This window comes from Streptosporangium sp. NPDC000396 (assembly GCF_042898655.1).
Lineage (GTDB): Bacteria > Actinomycetota > Actinomycetes > Streptosporangiales > Streptosporangiaceae > Streptosporangium.
Genome location: NZ_JBIAZA010000038.1, coordinates 24,868 through 46,287, shown reverse-complemented (window position 1 = coordinate 46,287; position 21,420 = coordinate 24,868). Strand labels below are relative to the sequence as shown.

Genomic DNA, 21,420 nt, shown 5'->3' with positions numbered 1-21,420 from the left:
ATCCCGCTTCGGATCCGGTTCTCGATTCGCTCATGGCGTCAGCCGTACACCCCGCTGCCGCAGGCGACCTGGCCCCCGATCATGGAGAAGATGCCCATCAGCGCCATGATCTGGGAGAAGTCGTCGGTGGTGAACTCGATGTGGCGGGAACCCACCGACCGCACGCCGGGGATGATCGCGCACCCGGCGGCGATCGCGGTGGAGTTCCACTCGACGCCGAGGGTGAACGGCGGCTCGGGGGTGCAGAGGCGGAAGTCCGCCACCCGGTTGAGCGCGCGGGCGGCGGCCTCCCGGATGCGGGCCTGGGCGACGGCGGGCGGGAGGAGCTCGGCGGAGAACCTGTCGATGCCTTTCTTGACCGCGACGGTCTCGACGTCCCCGAGCAGCTCCCTGGCCTCCTCGCAGACCGCCTCGTCCCCCGTCACCAGGACCACCGGCACGCCGAGCGACCCGGCGAACGACGCCACCAGGCGGGTCTCACCGCAGACCTCACCGTTGAGGTAGACGTTCTGGATCTCCTTGCCCATCCAGGTGTGGTTCAGGACACCGTGCTGGACCCCCGCACGCGCGTGGTATCCGGCGAAGCAGGCCGCCCGGTAACTCGTGTCGAGTCCCTGCCCCATCCGCAGCGGTTTGCCCGGCCCGCGGATCAGCGTGGCCCGCTCGTCGAGCAGGTCGATCCTCAGATTCTTGGTCGATCCGTGGGCGTCGTTGACACGCACGGCCTGGGCTCCGGCGTCGAAGGCCCCCTGGATGACCGCGTTGGCGTCGCCGGTCATCAGCTCGCAGCCACGCTCGTAGCCCCGGCCCCCGGCGTGCATCTCCTCCGGGTCGGTCAGCCCGGTGACGCCTTCCATGTCCACCGAGACATATACCTTCACGACATCCCCCAGGTCTCGACGCGGCGCGCCTCGTCGTCGCTCATGAACCCGACCTTCCCGGCGATGAAATCACGGACCTGCCCACGCCACGGCTCCGGGATCTCCTCGATCGCGGGCGGGTAGCAGCGGTCCAGCCAGGCGGTCGACGCCTCGGTCGCGCCCAGGAACCTCGCGGCCTTGCCGAAGACCGTCTCCTCGATCCCGGGCACTCTGGCGCAGCCGTACTCGATCATCTCCTGCCCGCCGTACGGCGGAGGCTCCTGCCACTTGCGCGCGACCGGGCGGCCGGGGCCGATCGCGGTGCGCAGCGGGCGGCGCTCGACGGCGGCCTGGATGAGCTCCTTGTACAGGCACTTGCCGCAGGTGCCGCAGGGACCGTCCACCCCGCGCAGGCACCAGCGGACCTGCTCGCGCAGTTCGGATCCGAGGGCCAGCCGCATCGTGACGGCCTCGCTCACCCCGCCGACCGGGAGCACGATGTGCAGGCCCGCCGCGGCGAAGGCCTGGCCCCAGGCGCCGCCCGGAGACCACATGGGGTTGTCCGGGGTGTAGCGGAGCAGGTAGCGGTCCCCGCCCAGCCAGCGCGAGCCCAGTTCGTAGCCGAAGGCGAGGCCGCCCAGGTCGAGCTCGTCGGCCATCAGCAGCGCCCCGGCGGCCACCGCGTGGTGCTCGGGGTAGCCGGGGCGGGGCTCGGCGAGGGTGAACTCCAGGTCCGAGCGGACGACAGTGAGCTCCCGGCCGGTCTTCTCGGCCAGCCGGGCCAGGACGTCGGAGCGGTAGTGGGTCCAGCGGTTGGGCACGCGCGGATGGGAGACCCGCTGGAAGTGGACGAACGGCGCGTCGGGCAGCATCGCGGCCACGGCCACCGAGTCGGCGCCGCCACTGTAGGAGATCGCCAGCCTGCCGCCGGAACGCGGTGCCCCGCCGACCGGGCCCGCCTCGACCCCCCAGCCCGCCTGGATCGCCAGCGCCAGCTCCGGTGAGATCGGCCGGTCGAAGACGATCGCGCGCCGGGTCCACGGCGCGACGACCGTCCACGCGGCCAGCGCCGACAGATCGGGATGGACGTCGTACGGCTCGCGCGGCAGCTCGACCCGGAACGAGTTCGTGGCCAGCTTCAGGGGCTGGCCGTCGGCGCAGAATCCGGTGATGGCGTCCTCGGCGTCCAGGCGGAAGGTCAGGTGCCAGACCCCTTCGCCGGAGGTCCAGGCCACCCTCATGCGGCACCCCCGAGGGAGCGGTCCGCGACCTGATCCTCGAGGGCGCGGTCCACGGCCTGCCAGAGCAGCACCTCGTTCTGGAGCACCCGGTCCATCGCGACAGCGGTCTCCTGGGCCAGCCGGTGGGCGTCGTCCCAGCGCTTCACCTGGGTCTGGTCGACACCGGCCTTCGCCACCTGCGCCCGCAGCCTGTCGACCTCGGCGCGCAGCGCGGTGACCTCCCGGCCCAGCGTCTGAACCTCCCAGAGCGCATCCCTGATGTCCTGCCGGTGGTCGGCCAGGGAGATGTATCGGGCGTCGAACCATCCGCGCACCACCCGCCGCAGCCGGGCGGGCGCCAGCGCACGCTTCACCATCCGCACCATAACTCGGCACGATACCGGCAAAGCTCGATCTACCAGGACAGTCTTCCGAGGTCGTCGCTTTCTCGTGACGTCTTTTCACGACGTCGGCGTCCTCCAGGAGGGGTGTCTGTCCCCTCCTGGAGGACACCGGATCAGCGGCCGGTGAACTTCGCCTGAGACTTCTCGGCGAAGGCCCGCATGCCGGTCTTGGCGTCCTCGGTGGCGAACAGGGCCGCGAACTGGAGCCGCTCGATCTCCAGGCCGGTGGCCAGATCCGCCTCAAGCCCGTGGTCGACGGCCTGCTTGGCGGCGCGCAGGGCCAGGGTGGGGCCGCCCACGAACGTGGCGGCGTAGGCGAGGGCCTCGGCGTAGACGTCGGCGTCGGGGACGACACGGTCCACCAGGCCGATCTGCAGCGCCTCGGCGGCGGACACGTGACGGCCGGTGAAGATGAGGTCCTTGGCCCTGGCCGGGCCGATCAGGCGGGGCAGACGCTGGGTGCCTCCCGCCCCGGGGATGATGCCGAGCAGGATCTCCGGCTGGCCGAGTTTGGCCGACTCGCCCGCGATGCGGATGTCGGCGCACAGGGCGAGCTCGCAGCCGCCGCCCAGCGCGTAGCCGGTCACGGCCGCGATGACCGGCTTTCCGATCTTCGCGACGGCGGTGAAGCAGTCTTGCAGCACCGCGGAGTGCGTCGACATGTCGGCGTAGGACATGTCCGCCATCTCCTTGATGTCGGCCCCTGCCGCGAAGACCCGCTCCCCTCCGTAGATGACGACGGCGTACACGTCGGGATCGGCGTCCGCCTGCCGGGCGCAGTCCGCGATCTCCTCCTGGACCTGCCGGTTGAGCGCGTTCATCTTCGGCCGGTCCAGCCTGATCGTCGCGATCCCGTCGGCCGTCTCCACCCGTACGAACTCACCCATGCCTGTCCCTTCGCCGAAAGAAAAACGCGTCACACCAACATAGGGCGCGCCCTAGTTGGCGGGCAGGGCCAGGTCCACGGTTCCTCCGGCGGGCTCGGGGAATCGGGTGATCACCTGACGGTAGACCCTCTCGTATCTCTCGGTCATCACCTCGACGTCGAAGTGGCGCGCGACGTGGGCCCGGCAGGCATACGGGTCGATCGTGCCGACCGCCTCGACGGCCTCGGGGAGCTCGTCCGGATGGTGCCGGACGAACCCGGTGACCCCGTCCACGACCACCTCGGGCACGGCCCCCCGGTCGAGTGCGACCACGGGGGTCCCGCATGCCATCGCCTCGATCATGACCATGCCGAACGGCTCCTCCCAGAGGATGGGGAAGACCAGGCATCGGGCCGCCGACAGCAGCTCGCGCTTGCGGGTGGCGTCGGCCTCGCCGACGTATTCGACGCCGGGGCCGAGCCGGGGCCTGATCTGCTCCTCGAAGTAGGCGTGCTCCATCGGCTCGGTGAGCTTCCCGGCGAGCAGGATCCGCCGCCCCGCCGCGCGGGCGACGTCGATGGCCAGGTGCGTGCCCTTCTCCTCGTTGAACCGGCCGAGCCACAGCACCCAGTCTTCCTTGTGCTCCCGGAAGGGGAGGGAGGCGGTCTCGACGGCGTTGTGGACGACCCCGGCCCAGCGCAGGTGCGGGGCGAGCCGTCGCTGGGCCTCGGAGATGCCGACCATCGTCACCATCGTGTCGATCATCCGGTAGTAGTCGCCGAACTCGCCGTCCACCTCTCCGTGGCAGGTGACCACGGTGGGCACGGGCCGCGCACCAGCGGTCAGCGGCCCGGCCAGCGAGTGGTCGTGGACGATGTCGGCGTCGATCCTGGAGACGATGCGGTGCGCCATGGCCGCGTGCAGGACCTCGGGCATCGCCTCGCCGATCCGGTCCGAGGGCGGCGCGTCGTAGGTGGTCAGGAAACGGGCGGGCGTTCCCGGCTTGCCCGCCCCGATCAGGGTGATGTCATGTCCGCGCCGGGACAGTCCCACGACAAGCTCGGCGAGCATCGACTCGATGCCTCCGTAGCCCAGGGGCGGAACGTCGTACCAGGGTGGCGCGATCATCACGATGCGCATCTTCCCGCCGCTTTTACCGCCGCGCCACCCCGACAGATCCGATGTGGAAATCATGTCAACCTCGCCTACGGCCGTCCGGCCTGCCGTGGAATCTCTGGATGAGCCGACCAGGGGTCAGAAGACCCGCCTCAGGGAGGTGGGCGTGGGCGGACGCGGTTCGTTTCGCAGGGTGATCTCCTCGGGCAGTCCGGTGACGGAGATCTCGCCGCCCTTGACCTCGATCGTGACCCGGGAGCCCGCGAAGGGAATCGCGGAGATCCGTATGTCGTCCAACCCGACGGGGTCCAGCCAGACCTGGCCGTAGGGCACCCACGGGTCGAAACGGAGCAGGTTGCGGAGCAGGAGGATGGGGGACGCGGCGGCCCAGGCCTGCGGAGAGCAGGAGGTGGGGTACGGCACCGGCCAGGGGAACTCGTCCCGGTCGAACCCGCAGAACAGCTCGGGAAGCCTCGTGCCGAAGGCCTCGGCCGCGTCCAGCAGGCCGAACGTGATCCGCTGCGCCCCTTCCGCGAAGCCGTAGCGCATCAGACCGGCCGCGACGATGGCGTTGTCATGCGGCCAGACCGAGCCGTTGTGGTAGCTCATCGGGTTGTAGGCGCCCATGTTGGAGGCCAGGGTGCGCACGCCGTAGCCGGTGAACATCTCCGGTGAGAGCAGGTGCTCGGCGACGGAGGCGGCGCGGTCCTCGTCCACGATGCCGGTCCACAGGCAGTGCCCGATGTTGGAGGTGACGCTGTCGATGGGACGCCCCCGGCCGTCGAGGCCGATGGCGTAGTAGCCCCGGTCCGGCAGCCAGAATCGCTCGTTGAACTCCTCCCGGATCCGCCTCGCGCGGGACTTCCACAGCTCTTCCAGGTCGGCGTCGCCGGCCTCGTGGGCGAAGTGGGCGCGCGCGTTGTATGCGGCGTAGACGTAGCCCTGAACCTCGGCCAGCGCGATGGGCGGGCGAGCCAGGGTGCCGTCGGCGAAGTTGACGCCGTCGAAGGAGTCCTTCCAGCCCTGGTTGATCAGGCCGTGGTCGGTCTTGCGGCGGTAGAACAGGAACGGGTCCGCGGATCTGGTGATCCAGTCGAGGGCTCTGTCGGCGTACGGCAGCAGCTCCTCGACCTCCTTGGGATGCAGCCCCCATCGGCGCAGCTCGCCCAGGAGCATCACGAACAGCGGGGTGGCGTCCACCGAGCCGTAGTAGGCGAGACCGCCATGCGGGGAGACGCCGGTCTGCACGCCGAAGCGGAGCTCGTGCAGGATCTTGCCCGGTTCCTCCTCGGTGAGCGGGTCGTCCACCTTGCCCTGCAGGTGGGCCAGGCGGCGCAGGGTGCCGACCGCCAGGGACTGGTCCAGCGGCATCGCCATCCACGAGGTCAGCAGCGAGTCCCGGCCGAACAGGGTCATGAACCACGGTGCGCCCGCGGCGATCGACGGCGGCTCCTCGGGCCTGTCGGGATCGAACAGCCGCAGCGCCCCGAGATCCTCCCGGGAGCAGCGCAGGACCTGGGCCAGGAGGCGGTTGGAGGTGTTGACTGTCGGGCTGTGACGCCGCCAGTCCGCGCGGCGCCGGGCGGGTTCGGCGTGTTCCAGCGAGTGCCGGGTGGAGAACCAGGCCGGCAGTTCCTCCCCCTCCAGGATCGGGTTGACCTGCAGGGTGACGCTCCATTCGCCTCGCGCGGGGACGACGACCCGGAAGATCAGCACACCCGGCATGGAGAACGGCGCGGGCTCGGTCACCACCCTGGCCCCCCGCGACCGGGTGGCGGAGAAGATCAGCAGCCCCGACCTTTCCGGCGTCATCTCCACGTCGGTCACATGGTGGATCCGGCCGGCCTTCACCTCGAACAGGTCGGCGACGTCGGAGGCGATGTGCATGTCGACCACACATCCGGCGGGCTCGTCGGACATGTTGCGCAGGGTCAGGTCCTCTCGGAGGCCGCCCCCGACGTAGCGGTCCCTGACCACCAGCAGGGTGCTCTCCGCCTGCCCCGGCCGCGGCGCGGCACGGCCGATGAACGTCGCGTGGTACGGCTCGCCCGTGAGCACGGTGAGCTGCTCGACCGGCGTGTCGTCCACTCTCAGCTCCCAGCGGGACAACAGCCGGGTGTCGGCGTGGTAGACGCCCTGCGCCCCGCCCTGCAGGATGTCACCGCCCCGCGAGCACACGCAGAAGGAGCTGCCTTCGACCAAAGTCACCGTAGTGTCGCCCAGTGCACCGGGTTGGCCCTCGAATGTCCATCCGCCCACTGTTTTCTCCGGTATGTGTGTTTTGTCGGCTTTGTAGCCCATTCCCACCCAGAGGGGAGAGAACCAAAACACCCGGCACCCAACCGCACGTTTTGCCTGATCAGAACGGTTGCTACGGCTTTCTCACGGCTTCCTCGCGTCAAACGTCAAGAGGACACCGCTCACTCAGCCCACTCAGCTCGCTCGGCGCACTTCACCCGCTCGGCTCGCTCAGCTCAGCTCGCTCGGCTCACTCGGCGAAGAACAGCACCGATCCCTCCACCGTGACGCCCACCCGGTCACCCGGGCGATGATGCACGTCGCCGCGGGTGCGGGCCCGGATGACGATCCCCGACTCCAGCACCACCGTGATCGCCGCGTCATGGCCGAAGAACTCCACCCGCTCGACCAGCCCGCCGATCCCCTCCCCCGGCTCCCGGAGCACGAACTGCTCGGGCCGGAGCGCGACCTTGCCCTTCCCCGCGACGCCGTTCGCCCGCTGGGGCAGGTCACCGAACACGCAGGAGGCGACACCGTGATCCGACGTGGCCGCGAGCACCACCGCCTCGCCCACGAACGTGGCCACGCCCAGGTCGCACGGGGCCGCGTAGACCGACGCGGGCGTGCCTTCCTGGACGATCCGGCCCTCGCGCATCACCGCCACGGTGTCGGCCATGGAGAGCGCCTCCTCCTGGTCGTGCGTGACCATCACCGCGGTCGCCCCGGCCCGTTTCAGGGCCGCCCGCACCTCGTCGCGGACGCTCACGCGCAGCGACCGGTCCAGGGCGTTGAACGGCTCATCCAGCAGGACCACGCCCGGGTGCGGGGCGAGCGCGCGCGCGAGGGCCACCCGCTGCTGCTGCCCGCCGGAGATCTGGTGCGGCATTCGGTCACCGAACCCGGCCAGCCCGACCAGTTCCAGGCACTCCTCGATGCGTGCGGCGGATCCGCGGGGCAGTCCGAAGCCGACGTTGCGGGCCACCGACAGATGCGGGAAGAGCGCCGCCTCCTGCGGCACGATCCCGACCTTGCGCCGTTCCGGCGGCAGCTTGGACACCTCGCGCTCGCCGATCGTCACCGTCCCCGAGTCGAGGCTCTCGAAGCCCGCGACGATCCGCAGCAGCGTGGTCTTGCCGCAGCCGGACGGGCCGAGCACCGCGGCGAGCTCTCCCTCCTCCACGGTCAGCGACGCGCCGCGCAGCACCTGCGTGCCGCCGAAGGCCTTGGTCACGTCCGTGACGGTCAGTCTCATGACGTCTCCTTGAGGGATCGGCGGCCCAGGAGGAATCCGGGGACGGCCGCCAGAAGCATGAGCAGGGCGGCGTACGGCGCGGCGGCCGCGTAGGCGCCCGAGCCGGTCTCCGTCCACAGCTGGGTGGCGAGGGTCTCCATGCCGGTGGGCCGGAGCAGCAGGGTCGCCGGAAGTTCCTTCATCGCGGTCAGGAACACCAGCGCGGCCCCCGCGAACACGCCGGGCAGCGCCAGGGGAAGGGTGACGGAGCGGATGGTCTGCAACGAGGTACGGCCCAGCGAGCGGGCGACCTCCTCCAGCACCGGCGGCGACTGGAGCACCGAGGCCCGCACGGCTCCGACCGCGGCGGGCATGAACAGCACCGCGTAGGCGAGCACCAGCAGCGGAGAACGCTGGTAGATCGCCGGAACATAGCGCACGGCGAAGAACACGAACGACAGCGCCATGACGATGCCGGGCAACGAGTGCCCCACATAGGTGGACTGCTCCAGGAAGGTCGCCGTACGACCGCGATAGCGCGCCGCGATGATCCCCACCGGGACGGCCAGCGCCGTGGTGAGCAGCGCGCCCGCCGCCGCGACGGTCAGCGTGGCGCCCACGGCCCCGGACAGCTCCCCCAGATCCAGCCGGGCCGAGGAGCCTTCGAGCAGCCAGTAGCAGATGCTGGCCAGGGGGAAGCCGACCGCCAGCCCCGCGAGCGCGGTGGACCAGGCCAGCGCGAGCGCCTTGGTTCCGGCGCGCAGCCGGATGACCGAGGGCCTGCGTGCCAGGCTGCCCCGCATGGCGTAGGCGGCCCGGCCCCTGGTCCGGAACTCGGCCACCACGATCACGAGTGTGATCAGCACCAGCAGCAGGCCGAGCACCGCCGCCGGAGTGCGGTTGAAGCCCGCCCGGTAGGACGTGTAGATCTGCGTGGTGAACACGTCGAAACGCATGATCGCCACCGCGCCGAACTCGCCGAGCACGTACATCGTGACCAGGAGCGCCCCGGCCGCGGCCGCGGGCCTCAGCTGACGGAGCACGACGCCCGCACGGCCCCGCCCCAGCGAGAGCGCGACCTCCTCGGTGGCCGGGTCCATCTTGCTGAGCGCGGCGGCCACCGGAAGGTAGACGTAGGGGTAGCTGCACAGCGTGAGCACCAGCACCGACCCGGTGAACCCTTCCAGGTCGAGCGCGGCCACCCACGTGTAGGCGGCGACGTAGGACGGCACGGCGAGCGGCAGCGCGGCCAGGATGCCGAAGACGCGGCGGCCCGGCAGGTCACTCCGGACCACGAGCCAGGCCAGCGAGATCCCGATGGCCACGCACAGGGCGGTCACCACGGCCGCCAGGCCCAGGCTGCGTACGGCCAGTTCCAGCGTCCTGGACCGCAGCAGCGTCCCGGCCACGCCGCCGAGACCGCCCTCGGCCGAGCGCACCACCAGGTAACCCACCGGCAGCAGCGCCAGCGCCGCCGTCACACCGGCGGGTACCAGCAGCCCTGCGGGGGTCCGGCGAAGTGACATCTAGAGCAGACCCTCGTTTTGCAGCAGGGCGATGGTCTGCTCCAGCGAGTCGAGCTTGGACAGGTCCACCTCGGGGCCCTTGAGCGAGTCGAACGGGGGCAGCCCCGGAGCGGTCGGCACGCCGGAGATGAGCGGATATTCCTTGGTCGTGTCGGCGAAGTACTTCTGCGCGTCGGTGCCGAGGAGGTAGTCCATCGCCTTCTTGGCGGCCTCGGCGTGCTTGGTCCCCTTCAGCGTGCCCACGCCCGCCACGTTCACCAGCGCCCCAGGGTCACCGCCGGGCAGGTAGGCGAGCCTGGACGGCACTCCTCCGGCGCCCCTCTCGGCCACCTTCTCGTACCAGTAGTAGTGGTTGATCAGGCCGAGCTGGAGCTTGCCGTCGTCGACGGCGTTGAGGATCTCGACGTTGTTCGGATAGGCCTTGGTGTCGTTGGCCTTCATCCCCTCGATCCACTGCTTGGCCTTGTCCTCACCGGCGACCACGCGCAGGGTGGTGATGAACGCCTGGAAGGAGGCGTTGGTCGGGGCCCAACCCATTTTGTCCTTCCACTTGGGGTCGGTCAGCTCGAAGACGCTCTTGGGCGGGACGGCGACCGTGCGGGGGTCGTAGACGATCACCCGGGACCGGCCGGAGACACCCACCCACGTCCCTTCCGAGCTGCGGTATTTGGCCGGGACCCGGTTCAGGAGGTCCTGGGACACGGGGGCGAGCATCTTGTGCTTGCTCAGCGCCCCGAGCGCCCCGGCGTCCTGGGAGAAGAACACGTCCGCCCGGGTGTCCGCGCCCTCTTCGAGGATCTGGGCGGCCAGCTCCGCGCTGTCGCCATAGCGGACCTGGACGTCCAGCCCGGTGGCGGTCTTCAGCTTGTCGATCAGCGGACCGACGAGGTTCTTGTTTCGTCCCGAGTAGATCACCAGGGAGTCGTCGTCGAAGCTCTCGCCGCTCCCTCCGCCGCCACAGGCGGACGCGAGCAGCGCCAGCGGAACGAGAGCGGCGGCGACCAGCCTGCGCAGCGACATGGCGTTCTTCCTTACTAGCGTTACGGCTTTACGTGTTCGGTGCGGTCATTCGGAGGAGCTGGAGGAGCTCGACGAGCTGGAGGAGCCGGAACCGTCGTCCTCGTTCTCACCGCCGCAGGCGGTCAGACCGAACGTCAGCGCTCCGGTCAGGGCGAGCGTCGTCGCCGCCGCTCGGATCGGGGTCCGCTTCATGTGTGTTTCCTTTCATGAGGTACGGCGTGCCGCAGAAGATCAACAAGATCGACACGAACACCCAGGTCAGGTGGAGCGGCCAGAAGCCGCTCCAGCCGAGCCGGTAGTCGGGGAGAACGGCTCCCAGCACCCGGTAGACCGGCGAGCCGACCTGCTCGAAACCGCTCACCCAGGTGACTTTCCGGGCATAGCCGTCGGCCAGCAGCCACGCGTAGTTGACCACCCCGGCCACGCCGAGTCCGAGCCCGGCCCAGCGGAGCAGGCCGGGGCTCCTGGCCAGCAGGACCAGGATGAGCAGCAGGGCAAGCGGCAGCACCACGACGGTCTGACGGCCCGGCCACCAGTAGCCGTGCATGGTCAGCGCGACGAAGGTCGCGGTGAGCCAGCCGGCGGCCAGCGGGAGCAGCAGCACCGCCCCGTGCGAGCGCAGGCGCCAGAGTGCGAAGCCCACGGCGGGCAGGAGCAGCAACCACGCCGGCTGCCAGGCCGCCAGGCCGTACCCCCGGTCGACCATCAGCCCGACCAGGCGCACCGCCCGGCCCGCGTAGTTGGGGTTGAAGCCCATCACGCCGAACTCGCCGGACCCCTGGAAGTGGTCGCCGCTGGCGTAGACGGTCCAGCCGCCCCAGACGAGGCGGTGAACGCCCAGGTAGACGACGCCCATGACGGAGAGCCCGGCGGCGAGGCCCAGGAGCGGGCGGCGGGCGGCCCGTAGCCGCCACAGACCGAGGAGCGCGAGCGCGGCGGCCACCGGCGCGTATTTGACCGACAACCACGGCAGCACCATGATCAGCAGGCCGAACACCACGACGTCACGCCCGGTCCGCGAGACCGTTCCGGCGGTGAAGGCGGGACCGGTCAGGACGGCCACGGCCGCGAGCGCGGTCAGCGCGGCGGGAAGCTCCGGGTAGACCTGCTGCCCGTAGACCGCGAAGGGAGCCGTGGCCGAGGCGAGGATCACCCCTGCCGTGGCGAGCCGCGCGGGGACCGCGAACCGGCGCACCGCCGTCCACAGGGTCAGCGCGGCCAGCGCCCCGGCCATGAGCGCCATGACGACCTTGGCCGCGACCCAGCCTCCGAGGCCCATCGGGACGGCCAGCAGGATCGGCAGCAGCGGGTCGTGCGGGCTGATCTGCGTGCCGTCGGCGAGCACCTCGGTCTGCACCGGTAGTGCTTCCGTCCCCGCCCACGGCATCCAGCGGCCGGCGTCCAGCTCGTCGGTGATGTCGAGGTCGAAGTCATCGAAGATGGACAGCGCGGTCAGCAGGTACTGCGGCTCGTCCACCGCGACCTGCGCACCGAACCGCGCCCGGACCCCGATGCCGAGGAGGGCGGCCACCGTCCCGATGACGGCCACCAGGGTCATCGTCACCGGTGTCACGCCGGACCGCGCGGGCCGTACGGACCACGCAGACCACGCAGATCGCACGGACCACGCAGACCGTACGGACCGCGCGCTCGTCGGCCGCGTGTCCGCCGGCCGCGTGCTCGCCGGGCCGGTATGTGAGCTGACCGGGGCAGCGGCTCCGGCGGGCGATTTGTCCGTCATGGCACCCCCACCAGGGGATGAGCGGCGGCGGCCTGGCGGCGGACGACATCGCGGAGGTCGGTCCGGGGGGACCAGCCGATCAGTGAGCGGAGACGGCGGGTGTCGGCGAGGGAGGCGCCGGGTTCGATGTCGGGAGCCGGTTCGAGGGTGAAGGCGACCTCGGTGTCGAGGACCTCGGCGACGGCGGCGGCGAGGTCGCGCAGGGTCTGGCCGCGGCCGGTGCCGACGTTGACGACCCCCTGGGCGCCGCGGACCGCGAGGTCGATCATCGCCTGGGCGGCCTGGCGGACGTCGGTGATGTCACGGGTGCGATCCAGCGAGCCGAGCACCCGCAGCGGGCGTCCCTCGCGGGCGGCTGCCAGCCAGAGCGACAGGGCCATGTCGGGCCGCTGGCCCTCGCCCGCCACGGTGAACGGCCGGATCACGGTGGTCATGCCGCCGTCCTGGAGCCGCTCGGCGCACAGCTGCTCCAGCAGCACCTTGCTCTCGGCGTAGCCGCCGACGGGCCGCGGCGCGTCGGCCTCGTGGCTCGGCCGCCCATCGCGCGCCCCGCCGTACACCGAGCTGGAGGAGGCGACGAGCAGCGGCACGTGCCGCGGGACGGTGGCCAGCACCCGTGCCCCGGCCAGGACGTTGTCGCGCCTGCGGCGCCAGACGATGCCGGGGCTGTGATCGCGCACGCCGGGACATCCGGCGAGGTGGTAGACGGCGTCGGCGTCCTCGAGGGCGGCCCGCACGAGCTCGTCGTCGTCGAGGAGGTCGGCGGTCAGAACGGTGAGACCCGGCCTCGGAGGTTGGGGCACGCGGTCGATGCCGATGACTTTTTCGCCCGAATCGACGAGCATCCGGGTCAGCATCCGACCGATGAATCCGGCAGCTCCGGTCACGATGGACGACACGCCTACCCTTTCTTCGCTCTCAGTAAAGGTAGCCTAACCTCACTTAGCTAAAGCACAAAGCTCCCCGTGAGGACCCAGATGCCCGCTTCCTCCATCGCGAAGACGGCCCGCCGAGGCCTGGGGTTGCTGGTCCTGGTCGTCGCCGTCGTCTATCTCACACGTGTCGTCTCGGGCCCCGACCTGGCGGCCGCGCTCGGCGCCCTGCTGCGCGATCCGGCGGGGGTGCTGTTCGCCCTCCTGCTGTACGGCTGCGCGTTCGGCCTGCGCGCCTGGTCCTGGCGCCGGGTGCTGCCGGAGCTGTCCTTCCGCCACTCCTGGGCGGCGCTGCACGTGTCCCTGCTCGGCAACCACGTCCTGCCGTTCCGCCTGGGCGAGGCGCTTCGGGTGACCACGGTCCTGCGCAGGACCGGCCTGCCCGCGTCCCCCGTGGTGGCCTCCACCGTGGCCCTCCGCTCGGCCGACCTGGTCGCCGTGGCCCTGCTCGCCCTGGCCGCCGCCCCCGGCCTGGTCGGGACGCTCGTCGGTGCCTGGATCTGGCCGGTGGTCGGCCTTCTCGCCACGGCCATGCTCGCGGGGATGGTCTGGCTGTCCCGGTCCGCCTCCCGCACTCCCCCGCCCGGCACGGCTGGGAACCGCTCGCGTGGCCGTGCCCTGACCGCCCTCGCCGTGGTTTTCCCGATCGCGGTCGTGGCGTGGATGCTGGAATCGGCGGTGGTCTACGAGGTGGCACGGCTGGCCGGGGTGGCGTTGTCTCCCGCCGAGGCGGTGGCCGTGACGGCCGTGACGATCGCCGCCCAGACCGTGGCCGTGACCCCCGGCGGGTTCGGTTCCTACGAGGCGGCGGCCACGGCCGCGCTGGCCGCCCTCGGTGTTCCCCCAGGGCCCGCGTTCGCGGTCGCCCTGCTCGCCCACGCGCTGAAAACCGCCTATTCCCTCGTCGTCGGAGGCGCCGCGCTCATGACCCCCACCAGGCTCAGACTGCCCCGGACACTCCCCGCCCGGCCGGAACTCCTCCAGGTTTCCCCGGACGCGCCGGTCGTCGCGTTCGTCCCGGTCTTCAACGAGGAGGAGACGGTCGCGGAGGTCGTCGAACGCCTTCCGGCCACGGTCGCCGGGCGCCCGCTGGTCACGATCGTGGTGGACGACGGCTCCACGGACGCCTCCGCCTCACGCGCTCGGCAGGCCGGAGCGACGGTCGTGTCCCAGCCGGGCAACCTCGGGCTGGGGGCGGCCGTGCGGCGGGGACTCGCGGAGGCGGTACGGCTAGGCCCGGCGGCGGTCGTCTACCTGGACGCCGACCTGGAGTACTTCCCCGAGGACATCGAGCAGGTCGCGGGGCCGATCCTGTCCGGCGCGGCCGACTACGTGGTGGGCTCCAGGTTCGCCGGGAACATCGAGCGGATGCTGCCCCACCGGCGCTTCGGCAATCAGGTGCTCACCGCCTGGGTCCGCTGGATGACCAGGCACGACGTCACCGACGGGCAGAGCGGCTACCGCGCCTTCTCCCTCTCGGCGGCCCGCGCGGCCGAGGTGATCCACGACTACAACTACGCCCAGGTTCTCACCCTGGACCTGCTCGCCAAGGGCTACCTCTACCGGGAGGTCCCGATCCGCTATGCCTTCCGCTCCACCGGCGAGTCCTTCGTCAAGCTCGGCCGCTATCTCCGCAAGGTCATCCCCGCCGTCCACCGCGAACTCAACTCACCCTGACCCCTCACCGGTGGTGATGGTGAGCCCCGCCGGGCCTGGTCGCCCGCCGCAAAGCATGATCCAAATCAGGCAAAGGTTGACATATAGCTAGGTAAGCCTAACCTAATTCCCGTGACCGAGAAGATCTCGCTCCGTGGAGCCGACCTGCGTATCAGCTACCACGGCACCACGGCCGTCGAGAACGGCCACATCGCCGTCCGCCCGGGAACCGTGACGGCTCTGGTGGGCCCGAACGGCAGCGGCAAGTCCACCCTGTTGCGGGCGTTGGCCCGGCTCCACAAGCCGGACGCGGGCACGATCACACTGGCCGACGGCATGTCCGCGACGAACCTGTCGGCCCGCGACTTCGCGCGGCGGGTCACGCTGCTGTCGCAGAGCCGTCCCACACCGTCCGGCGTTCGGGTCTGTGACGTGGTCGGCTACGGCAGGCACCCGCACCGGGGCCGGTGGCGCGCGGGCGACCCCGACGGGGAGGCCGCCGTCACCAGGGCGATGGAGCTCACCGGTGTCACCGCGATGGCCGACCGCCCGGCGGACGAGCTGTCGGGCGGCGAACTGCAGCGCGTGTGGCTGGCCACCTGCCTGGCACAGGACACCGGCGTCCTGCTGCTGGATGAGCCCACCACCTTCCTCGATCTGCGATACCAGATCGAGCTGCTGGAGCTGGTGCGCGACCTGGCCGAGGAGCACGGTGTGGCCATCGGGGTCGTCCTGCACGACCTGAACCAGGCCGCCGAGCTGGCCGACCACATCGTCCTGCTGCATCGGGGCCGCGTCCGCGCGGACGGACCGCCCGCCGAGGTCCTCACTGAGCGGCTGCTCACCGAGGTGTACGGCATCCGCATCGAGGTCACGCAAGACCCAAGGACGGGGACGGTAACCACCCGGCCGGTCGGCCGGCACATCAGAAGCGTCCCCGCCACAACCTGACAGGAACACCATGATCACCCTGCGCAACGCCCTCGTGGCCGTCGCCGCCGTCGCCATGCTCGCCGCCTGCGGCACCACCGAGGCCGCCGCCCCGGAACCGGCCGCTTCCGCCGGTGCGGCTTCCGCCACCCCCATCACCGTGACCGACAGCCGTGGCAAGCAGGTCACCCTCGACCGTCCGGCCACCAAGGTGGTCGCCTTGGAGTGGGGTGAGGCCGAGATGATGGTCGGCCTGGGCGTCATGCCGGTCGGCCTGGCCGACGTCAAGGGGTACGGCACCTGGGTGACTGCGGCCAAGCTTGCCCCCTCGGTCAAGGACGTCGGCACCCGCCAGGAGCCGAGCGTCGACTCCATTGCCGCCCTCCAGCCCGACCTGGTCATCATGGAGGCCGAGCGCGACTCCACGCTGGTGCCGCAGCTGGAGAAGTTCGTCCCCGTCGTCGTCACCAAGGCCAGCGACGCGAGCGACAACCTGGGCCGCATGCGCGCCGACCTCAAGATGATCGCCACCGCGCTGGGCAAGACCGCCGAAGCCGACAAGCTGCTGGCCGACCTGGACTCCACGCTGGCTGATGGCAAGGCCAAGCTCGCCGACGCGGGCATCGCCGGCAGGCCGTTCGCCATGGCCGACGGCTGGAAGGACGGCAGCAAGATCTCCATCCGCATGTTCGGCAAGGGCGCGCTGGTCTCCGACATCGCCACCCAGCTCGGCCTGACCAACGCCTGGACCGGCAAGGTCGATCCGCAGTGGGGCCTGGGCAGCACCGACGTCGAGGGCCTGACGCCGCTGAAGAACCCCGACACCCGCTTCTTCTACAACGCCTCCGACGGTGAGGACGTCTTCGCCGACGGCCTGGCCTCCAACGCCATCTGGAAGAAGCTGCCCTTCGTCGAGAAAGGCCAGGTCACCAAGCTGCCCGACGGCATCTGGACCTTCGGCGGGCCGCTGTCCTGCAAGCAGTACGCCGAGGCCATCGTGAAGGCCTACACCGCTTGAGCGCCCAGGTCCAAACCCCGGCGGTCCCCGTCACGCCGATGCGGCGGCTGGGAACCGCCGGGGTCGTCCTTCTGACGCTGGTCGTGGTCGTCGTGGTCGCCGCGGTCCACGTGACGCAGGGTACGTCGTCGATCGGCGCCCTCGACCTGCTCCGTCTGGCGTTCGACGGCGGGGACGGCGAGACCGCCCGGGTCCTGCTGGCCTCTCGACTGCCCCGGCTGCTGGCCGGGATCACCGTCGGCCTCGCCCTGGGCGTGGCGGGAACCCTGCTGCAGTCGATCTCGCGCAATCCGATGGCGTCGCCCGACACGCTGGCGGTCAGTTCCGGCGCCCACCTCGCGGTCGCCGCGGCGGCGGCGTTCGGCCTGACGCTGCCGCTCCTCCTGTCGGGTCTGCTGGCCCTGCTCGGCGGCCTCGCGGCCGCTGCTCTTGTGCTGGCCATGGCCGCCGGCGGCCGGATCGGCACCACCAGGCTGATCCTGGCGGGCTCGGTCACCGCGCTGGCGCTCGACTCCCTCACCAACCTGCTGATGATCCTCTTCGAGGAGGAGACCACCGGGCTGTTCGCCTGGGGCAGCGGCTCGCTCGTGCAGAGCGACCTGAACGCCGTCGCGCAGGTGGGCCCGCTGATCCTGCTGGCGCTGGCCGTCGCGATGCTGGCCGGGCCCAGGCTTGACATCCTCGGTCTGGGCGACGACACCGCCACCGTGCTCGGTCTCAACGTCAGGCGGCTGCGGCTGTGGCTCACGCTACTCTCGGTCGTGCTGGCCGCCGCCGCGGTGACCATCGCGGGCCCCGTCGGGTTCGTCGGCCTGTGCGCGCCGGTGATCGTCAGGCTGCTCCCGGCCTCGATCCTGGGGGTGCACCGCCACCGCACGATGTTGCCGCTGGCGGGCCTCGTCGGCGTGCTCATCGTGCTCGGCTCCGACATCGCGCTGCGCGCTCTCCTGGGCGGGCAGGCAGGCGTGGACGTGCCACCCGGCGTGGTGACCACGTTGCTCGGCGCCACGGTGATGGTGTGGCTGGCGCGCCGCTACCGGGATGCCGGGCCAACCCGCCAGCCGCCGATCGTGCGCATCCGCGCCGCCCGCTCCCGCGCCGCCTTCCTGATCGTCGTGACGGCCTGCGCGCTCCTGCTCGCTGGCGCGATCTTCCTCGGCATGCTCGGCGGCGACACGTGGGTCCTGGGTGGCGACCTGGCCAACTGGTTAAACGGGCGGACCGGGCGCGGCCTCACCTATGTGCTCGACCAGCGCTACCCCCGCGTACTCGCCGCCGTGCTCGCCGGCGCCGCGCTGGCCGTCGCGGGCATTGCCGTCCAGGCCGTGTGCCGCAACCCGCTCGCCGAGCCTGGCGTGCTGGGCGTCACCTCGGGCGCGGGCGTGGGCGCGATCTCGCTGCTCGCCTTCGTGCCGCTCGCCGGGATCTGGTCGATGTCCGCCGTGGCCACGGCCGGGGCGCTGGCCGCCTTCGCCATGGTCTACCTGCTTGCCTGGCGCGGTGGGCTGAGCTCGGACCGGCTGGTGCTGGTCGGCGTCGGAGTCCAGGCCGCGTGCACCGCCATCACCGTTATGATCATTGTGAAGGCCGACCCGTGGAACACCGCCATGGCCCTGACCTGGCTGTCCGGCTCCACCTACGGCCGCCTCCCCGTCCAGCTCATCCCGGTCGCGCTGGCGCTGCTCCTGGTGACCCCGCTGATCGCCTGGCTCCGCCGCGATCTGGATCTGCTCGCTCTGGACGAGGACAGTCCCCGCATCCTCGGCATCTCCCTGGAGCCCGTACGGCTGGCCGCGCTGGGCGGATCGGTCCTGCTGGCCGCCACCGCGGTCTCAGCCGTGGGCGTCGTCGGCTTCGTCGGCCTGATCGCCCCGCACGCCGCCCGCGCCCTGGTCGGCGCCCAGCACGCCCGCGCCCTCCCAGTGGCCGCGCTCCTCGGCGCCCTCCTGGTCAGCCTGGCCGACACGCTCGGACGCACGGTCATCGCCCCGGCCCAGGTTCCTGTCGGGCTCGTCACCGCCCTGCTCGGCACGCCGTACTTCGTCTGGCTGCTGTGGCGCTCCCGTGGACAGGCGCACCACTGAGCAGCCGTCCAGGAGATCAGCAGCCGAACGTGGTGGACACCATGGCGATGGAACTGGCCATGGTGCCCACCACCCGCGAGTCCTTCGTCAAGCTCGGCCGCTATCTCCGCAAGGTCATCCCCGCCGTCCACCGCGAACTCAACTCACCCTGACCGCTCACCGGCCGGGCGAGGAACGCGGTGCTAACCGGCGGCGATCACCTCGATTTCCACCAGCCATTCACTGACGAGCGTCTGCACGACGATCCCGGTGGTGGGAACGGCGCGACCGCCCAATGCCTTCACCCGGGCCGCCGCATTCGCTTCGGCATAGGAGGCATCGCGCAGGTAGCTGGTGAGCCGGACGATGTTGTCCACGGTCATGCCGGCCGATGCCAGAATCACACGCAGGTTGGCCCAAATGAGGTCAAGCTGGTCGTCGAGCGTGGCCCCGGCCGCACCTGTCGGGTCCAGCCCCATCGTTCCGGAGACGAACAGCAGCCGCTGCGCGTCGCGAACCTCCATCGCGTGCACGTAGTCACTGGTACTGGCGTATACCCCGTCCGCCGGGTCGTGCGTGATGATCTCCATCTGCGGGTTCGTAGTCATGGGGAGATCCTGCCAGCGCTTGATCCTGTGCAACAAACGGCGATCTCCCAGCCGCGCTTCCACCGGCTGTGCCGAGACGGCGCTCCGGGCGAGCACGCATGCCGCCCGGGCGACATGTCCACAGCTCATCGGCAGACCGACATAATTCGGTTGGCTGTCGCCGGTCGGTCGCGGATACTGCCGGAATGCTCTCCGACACCGAAGCCGCCGCGCTTTATGACGCGATAAACCCGTGGGACCCCACCCGCTACCCCGAGGTCGTTTTCTGCACCGAACTCGTGATGGCGGCCGGCGCCGTACTGGATCTCGGCTGCGGCACCGGGAGCATGCTGCACCACGCCCGCGATCTCGGCCACACCGGCCGCCTCGTCGGGATCGACCCCGACCAGGGCATGCTGGGTCAGGCCAGGCGCCGCACCGACATCGAATGGGTCTCCGGCGTCGCCGCCGACGCCGCCTGGGACAGGGAGTTCGACCTGGCCACAATGACCAGCAACGCCTTCCAGTGCCTGGTCACCGACGACGAACTGCGCGCCTCCCTGACCGCGATCCGCGCCTCGCTCCGCGACGGCGGCCGGTTCGTCTTCGGCACCCGCCACCCGCAGGCTCGCGCCTGGGAAAGCTGGAACCCGTCGAACGCCTTCGACATCGAAGACACCACCGGGCGCAAGCTACGCATGTGGCACGAGGTCGAGTCTGTCGTCGGCGACGTCGTCACGTTCACCGAGACCACCACCGAGCGCGACGGCACGGTCCTCCGTGTCGACCGGACGAGCCTGCGTTTCCTCGGCGTCCCGGCACTGGCCACGTTCCTGACCGAGGCCGGGTTCGCCATCGAGGACCAGTACGGCGACTGGCACCGTGGCCCCGTCACCGAAACCAGCCGCGAGATCATCACCATCGCCCGCCGCCCCTGACCCCAAACCCAACGCCAGCCGCCGCGCCGCCTTCGCGCCAGGGTCCGCATCGTCAAAGCTCGCCGGCGACGAGTTCCGCGGCTCTGCGTGGGTCCCCGCCCGCACGGTCACGCAGCGGCTCGACCGACCAGTGACGGGTGTTCCCGCACAGAGACAGGACGAGACCGGGTTCACATATTTCACCGCACACACCGAAGTCGAGCTCGGGCATGCGGGCGTGCAGAGCCTCGGCCAGGTCGGCGGCGAAGGCGTCGCGAGCAGCGCGCGCCTCGGGATCGCACTCACGCAGCGCCTCGGCGACGGCCTCGTCCTCCTCGTACTCCTCCAGGTACGGCACCAGCGCCGGATCCCCGAGGCAGGCGATCGCCGTCAGCGTGTGGCCGCTGAACCCGCCGATGTCCAAGAGCCGTGCGGCGTGCGGCACGATTCGGCGATCCCTGCGCCGCGCCAGGCCCGCGATCGCCTCCTCCCGCACCTCGCTGAACTCATCGTCGACTCGCGCCCACAAGGCCTCCCGGATCGCCATGCTGTCGGCCTGGCACTGGGTTCCCAAGGCGAACGTCGCCCAGTTGCGTACGTCGTCTTCGGGATCGGCACTCAACCGGATGAGCACCTCCACCACCGCGTCGCTTGCGTCGCGACTCATCGGCAGCGACGACGCCACGTAATCGCGGACATCCTCATCGGGATGGTCGGCAAGGCGCAGCAGCTCGGGGATGGCCCGCTCATCTCCCGTGCAACCCAGCGTCCGCGCGATCGAGGCGTGGACCGCGTGATCGGTCTCCGATGTGAGCAATTCCAGGACCGCGAACAGCACCGGCTCCCGCAGCGACTCGTCGATCTGCGCCAGGCTGCCCAGTAGGTCGCAGCCAATCTTGCGCTCGGCGCGATCGGGCGAGCTCAACATTGAAAAGCCCAGCTCGGAAGCGGTCTCCGGGTCCTCCGTAGCCTTTGTCACCAGTTCCCACGCCTGGTCGTGATCACCTGGACAAGTGGCGTTCCTAGTCAGCTCGACCGCTTCGGCGATCAGTTCCATGAGACGAATAGTCGCGCACCGCACACCTCTCAGCCATT

The 21,420-nt window shown here is 70.7% G+C and carries 19 protein-coding genes; 6 read left to right on the top strand and 13 right to left on the bottom strand.

Annotated features, from left to right (window positions below):
* Positions 1-38 precede the first annotated feature (38 nt).
* The 11 genes from ACFY2X_RS40825 to ACFY2X_RS40775 form a co-directional block, all read right to left on the bottom strand.
* Positions 39-881 (bottom strand): M55 family metallopeptidase, encoded by an 843-nt coding sequence (locus ACFY2X_RS40825; RefSeq protein ID WP_389948719.1) that lies wholly within the window; start codon positions 879-881, stop codon positions 39-41.
* Positions 878-2,101, bottom strand: coding sequence for a DUF6395 domain-containing protein (locus tag ACFY2X_RS40820; protein ID WP_389948717.1), 1,224 nt, complete (start codon positions 2,099-2,101; stop codon positions 878-880). Before ACFY2X_RS40820 ends, ACFY2X_RS40825 begins: the two co-directional genes overlap by 4 nt.
* Entirely contained in the window at positions 2,098-2,454 is a 357-nt protein-coding gene (locus ACFY2X_RS40815; RefSeq protein ID WP_389948715.1) for a hypothetical protein, read from the bottom strand. Before ACFY2X_RS40815 ends, ACFY2X_RS40820 begins: the two co-directional genes overlap by 4 nt.
* A 143-nt stretch (positions 2,455-2,597) precedes the next feature.
* On the bottom strand, positions 2,598-3,371 hold the full coding sequence (locus ACFY2X_RS40810; RefSeq protein ID WP_389948713.1) for an enoyl-CoA hydratase/isomerase family protein: 774 nt from the start codon (positions 3,369-3,371) through the stop codon (positions 2,598-2,600).
* A gap of 51 nt (positions 3,372-3,422) precedes the next feature.
* Positions 3,423-4,544, bottom strand: a complete 1,122-nt coding sequence (locus ACFY2X_RS40805) for a glycosyltransferase family 4 protein (protein ID WP_389948711.1) — start codon at positions 4,542-4,544, stop codon at positions 3,423-3,425.
* 60 nt (positions 4,545-4,604) lie between these two features.
* Positions 4,605-6,674, bottom strand: coding sequence for a glycogen debranching N-terminal domain-containing protein (locus ACFY2X_RS40800; RefSeq protein ID WP_389948709.1), 2,070 nt, complete (start codon positions 6,672-6,674; stop codon positions 4,605-4,607).
* Between the two features lie 280 nt (positions 6,675-6,954).
* Complete coding sequence (locus tag ACFY2X_RS40795; RefSeq protein ID WP_389948708.1) at positions 6,955-7,956, bottom strand: ABC transporter ATP-binding protein; 1,002 nt, start codon at positions 7,954-7,956, stop codon at positions 6,955-6,957.
* Complete coding sequence (locus ACFY2X_RS40790; protein WP_389948706.1) at positions 7,953-9,461, bottom strand: ABC transporter permease; 1,509 nt, start codon at positions 9,459-9,461, stop codon at positions 7,953-7,955. The genes ACFY2X_RS40795 and ACFY2X_RS40790 overlap by 4 nt, the downstream gene beginning before the upstream one ends.
* A complete protein-coding gene (locus ACFY2X_RS40785) occupies positions 9,462-10,481 on the bottom strand; it encodes an iron ABC transporter substrate-binding protein (RefSeq protein ID WP_389948704.1) in 1,020 nt (339 codons plus the stop codon).
* Positions 10,482-10,587: 106 nt separating this feature from the next.
* Positions 10,588-12,045, bottom strand: coding sequence for a hypothetical protein (locus ACFY2X_RS40780; RefSeq protein ID WP_389948702.1), 1,458 nt, complete (start codon positions 12,043-12,045; stop codon positions 10,588-10,590).
* A gap of 173 nt (positions 12,046-12,218) precedes the next feature.
* Positions 12,219-13,121, bottom strand: a complete 903-nt coding sequence (locus ACFY2X_RS40775; RefSeq protein ID WP_389948700.1) for an NAD-dependent epimerase/dehydratase family protein — start codon at positions 13,119-13,121, stop codon at positions 12,219-12,221.
* A gap of 66 nt (positions 13,122-13,187) precedes the next feature.
* Here ACFY2X_RS40775 and ACFY2X_RS40770 point away from each other — a divergent pair, with 66 nt between their 5' ends.
* The 5 genes from ACFY2X_RS40770 (at position 13,188) to ACFY2X_RS40750 (ending at position 18,994) form a co-directional block, all read left to right on the top strand.
* Entirely contained in the window at positions 13,188-14,831 is a 1,644-nt protein-coding gene (locus ACFY2X_RS40770; RefSeq protein ID WP_389948698.1) for a lysylphosphatidylglycerol synthase domain-containing protein, read from the top strand.
* Between the two features lie 111 nt (positions 14,832-14,942).
* Positions 14,943-15,761 carry an ABC transporter ATP-binding protein gene (locus ACFY2X_RS40765; protein ID WP_389948696.1) on the top strand — a complete coding sequence of 273 codons (819 nt, stop codon included), beginning with the start codon at positions 14,943-14,945 and terminating at the stop codon, positions 15,759-15,761.
* A gap of 10 nt (positions 15,762-15,771) precedes the next feature.
* On the top strand, positions 15,772-16,758 hold the full coding sequence (locus tag ACFY2X_RS40760; RefSeq protein ID WP_389948694.1) for an ABC transporter substrate-binding protein: 987 nt from the start codon (positions 15,772-15,774) through the stop codon (positions 16,756-16,758).
* Complete coding sequence (locus ACFY2X_RS40755; RefSeq protein ID WP_389948692.1) at positions 16,755-18,842, top strand: iron ABC transporter permease; 2,088 nt, start codon at positions 16,755-16,757, stop codon at positions 18,840-18,842. The genes ACFY2X_RS40760 and ACFY2X_RS40755 overlap by 4 nt, the downstream gene beginning before the upstream one ends.
* A gap of 29 nt (positions 18,843-18,871) precedes the next feature.
* Complete coding sequence (locus ACFY2X_RS40750; RefSeq protein WP_389948690.1) at positions 18,872-18,994, top strand: hypothetical protein; 123 nt, start codon at positions 18,872-18,874, stop codon at positions 18,992-18,994.
* A gap of 30 nt (positions 18,995-19,024) precedes the next feature.
* On the opposite strand, the gene ACFY2X_RS40745 is transcribed toward ACFY2X_RS40750, so the two are convergent.
* Positions 19,025-19,411: a RidA family protein gene (locus tag ACFY2X_RS40745; protein ID WP_389948688.1), complete on the bottom strand. Its 387-nt coding sequence runs from the start codon at positions 19,409-19,411 to the stop codon at positions 19,025-19,027.
* A gap of 203 nt (positions 19,412-19,614) precedes the next feature.
* Between ACFY2X_RS40745 and ACFY2X_RS40740 the strand changes: the two genes are divergently transcribed.
* Positions 19,615-20,346 carry a class I SAM-dependent methyltransferase gene (locus tag ACFY2X_RS40740; protein WP_389948686.1) on the top strand — a complete coding sequence of 244 codons (732 nt, stop codon included), beginning with the start codon at positions 19,615-19,617 and terminating at the stop codon, positions 20,344-20,346.
* A gap of 52 nt (positions 20,347-20,398) precedes the next feature.
* Here the strand turns inward: ACFY2X_RS40740 and ACFY2X_RS40735 are convergent, their stop codons facing one another.
* Positions 20,399-21,382, bottom strand: a complete 984-nt coding sequence (locus ACFY2X_RS40735; RefSeq protein ID WP_389948684.1) for a HEAT repeat domain-containing protein — start codon at positions 21,380-21,382, stop codon at positions 20,399-20,401.
* Between the last annotated feature and the right edge of the window lie 38 nt (positions 21,383-21,420).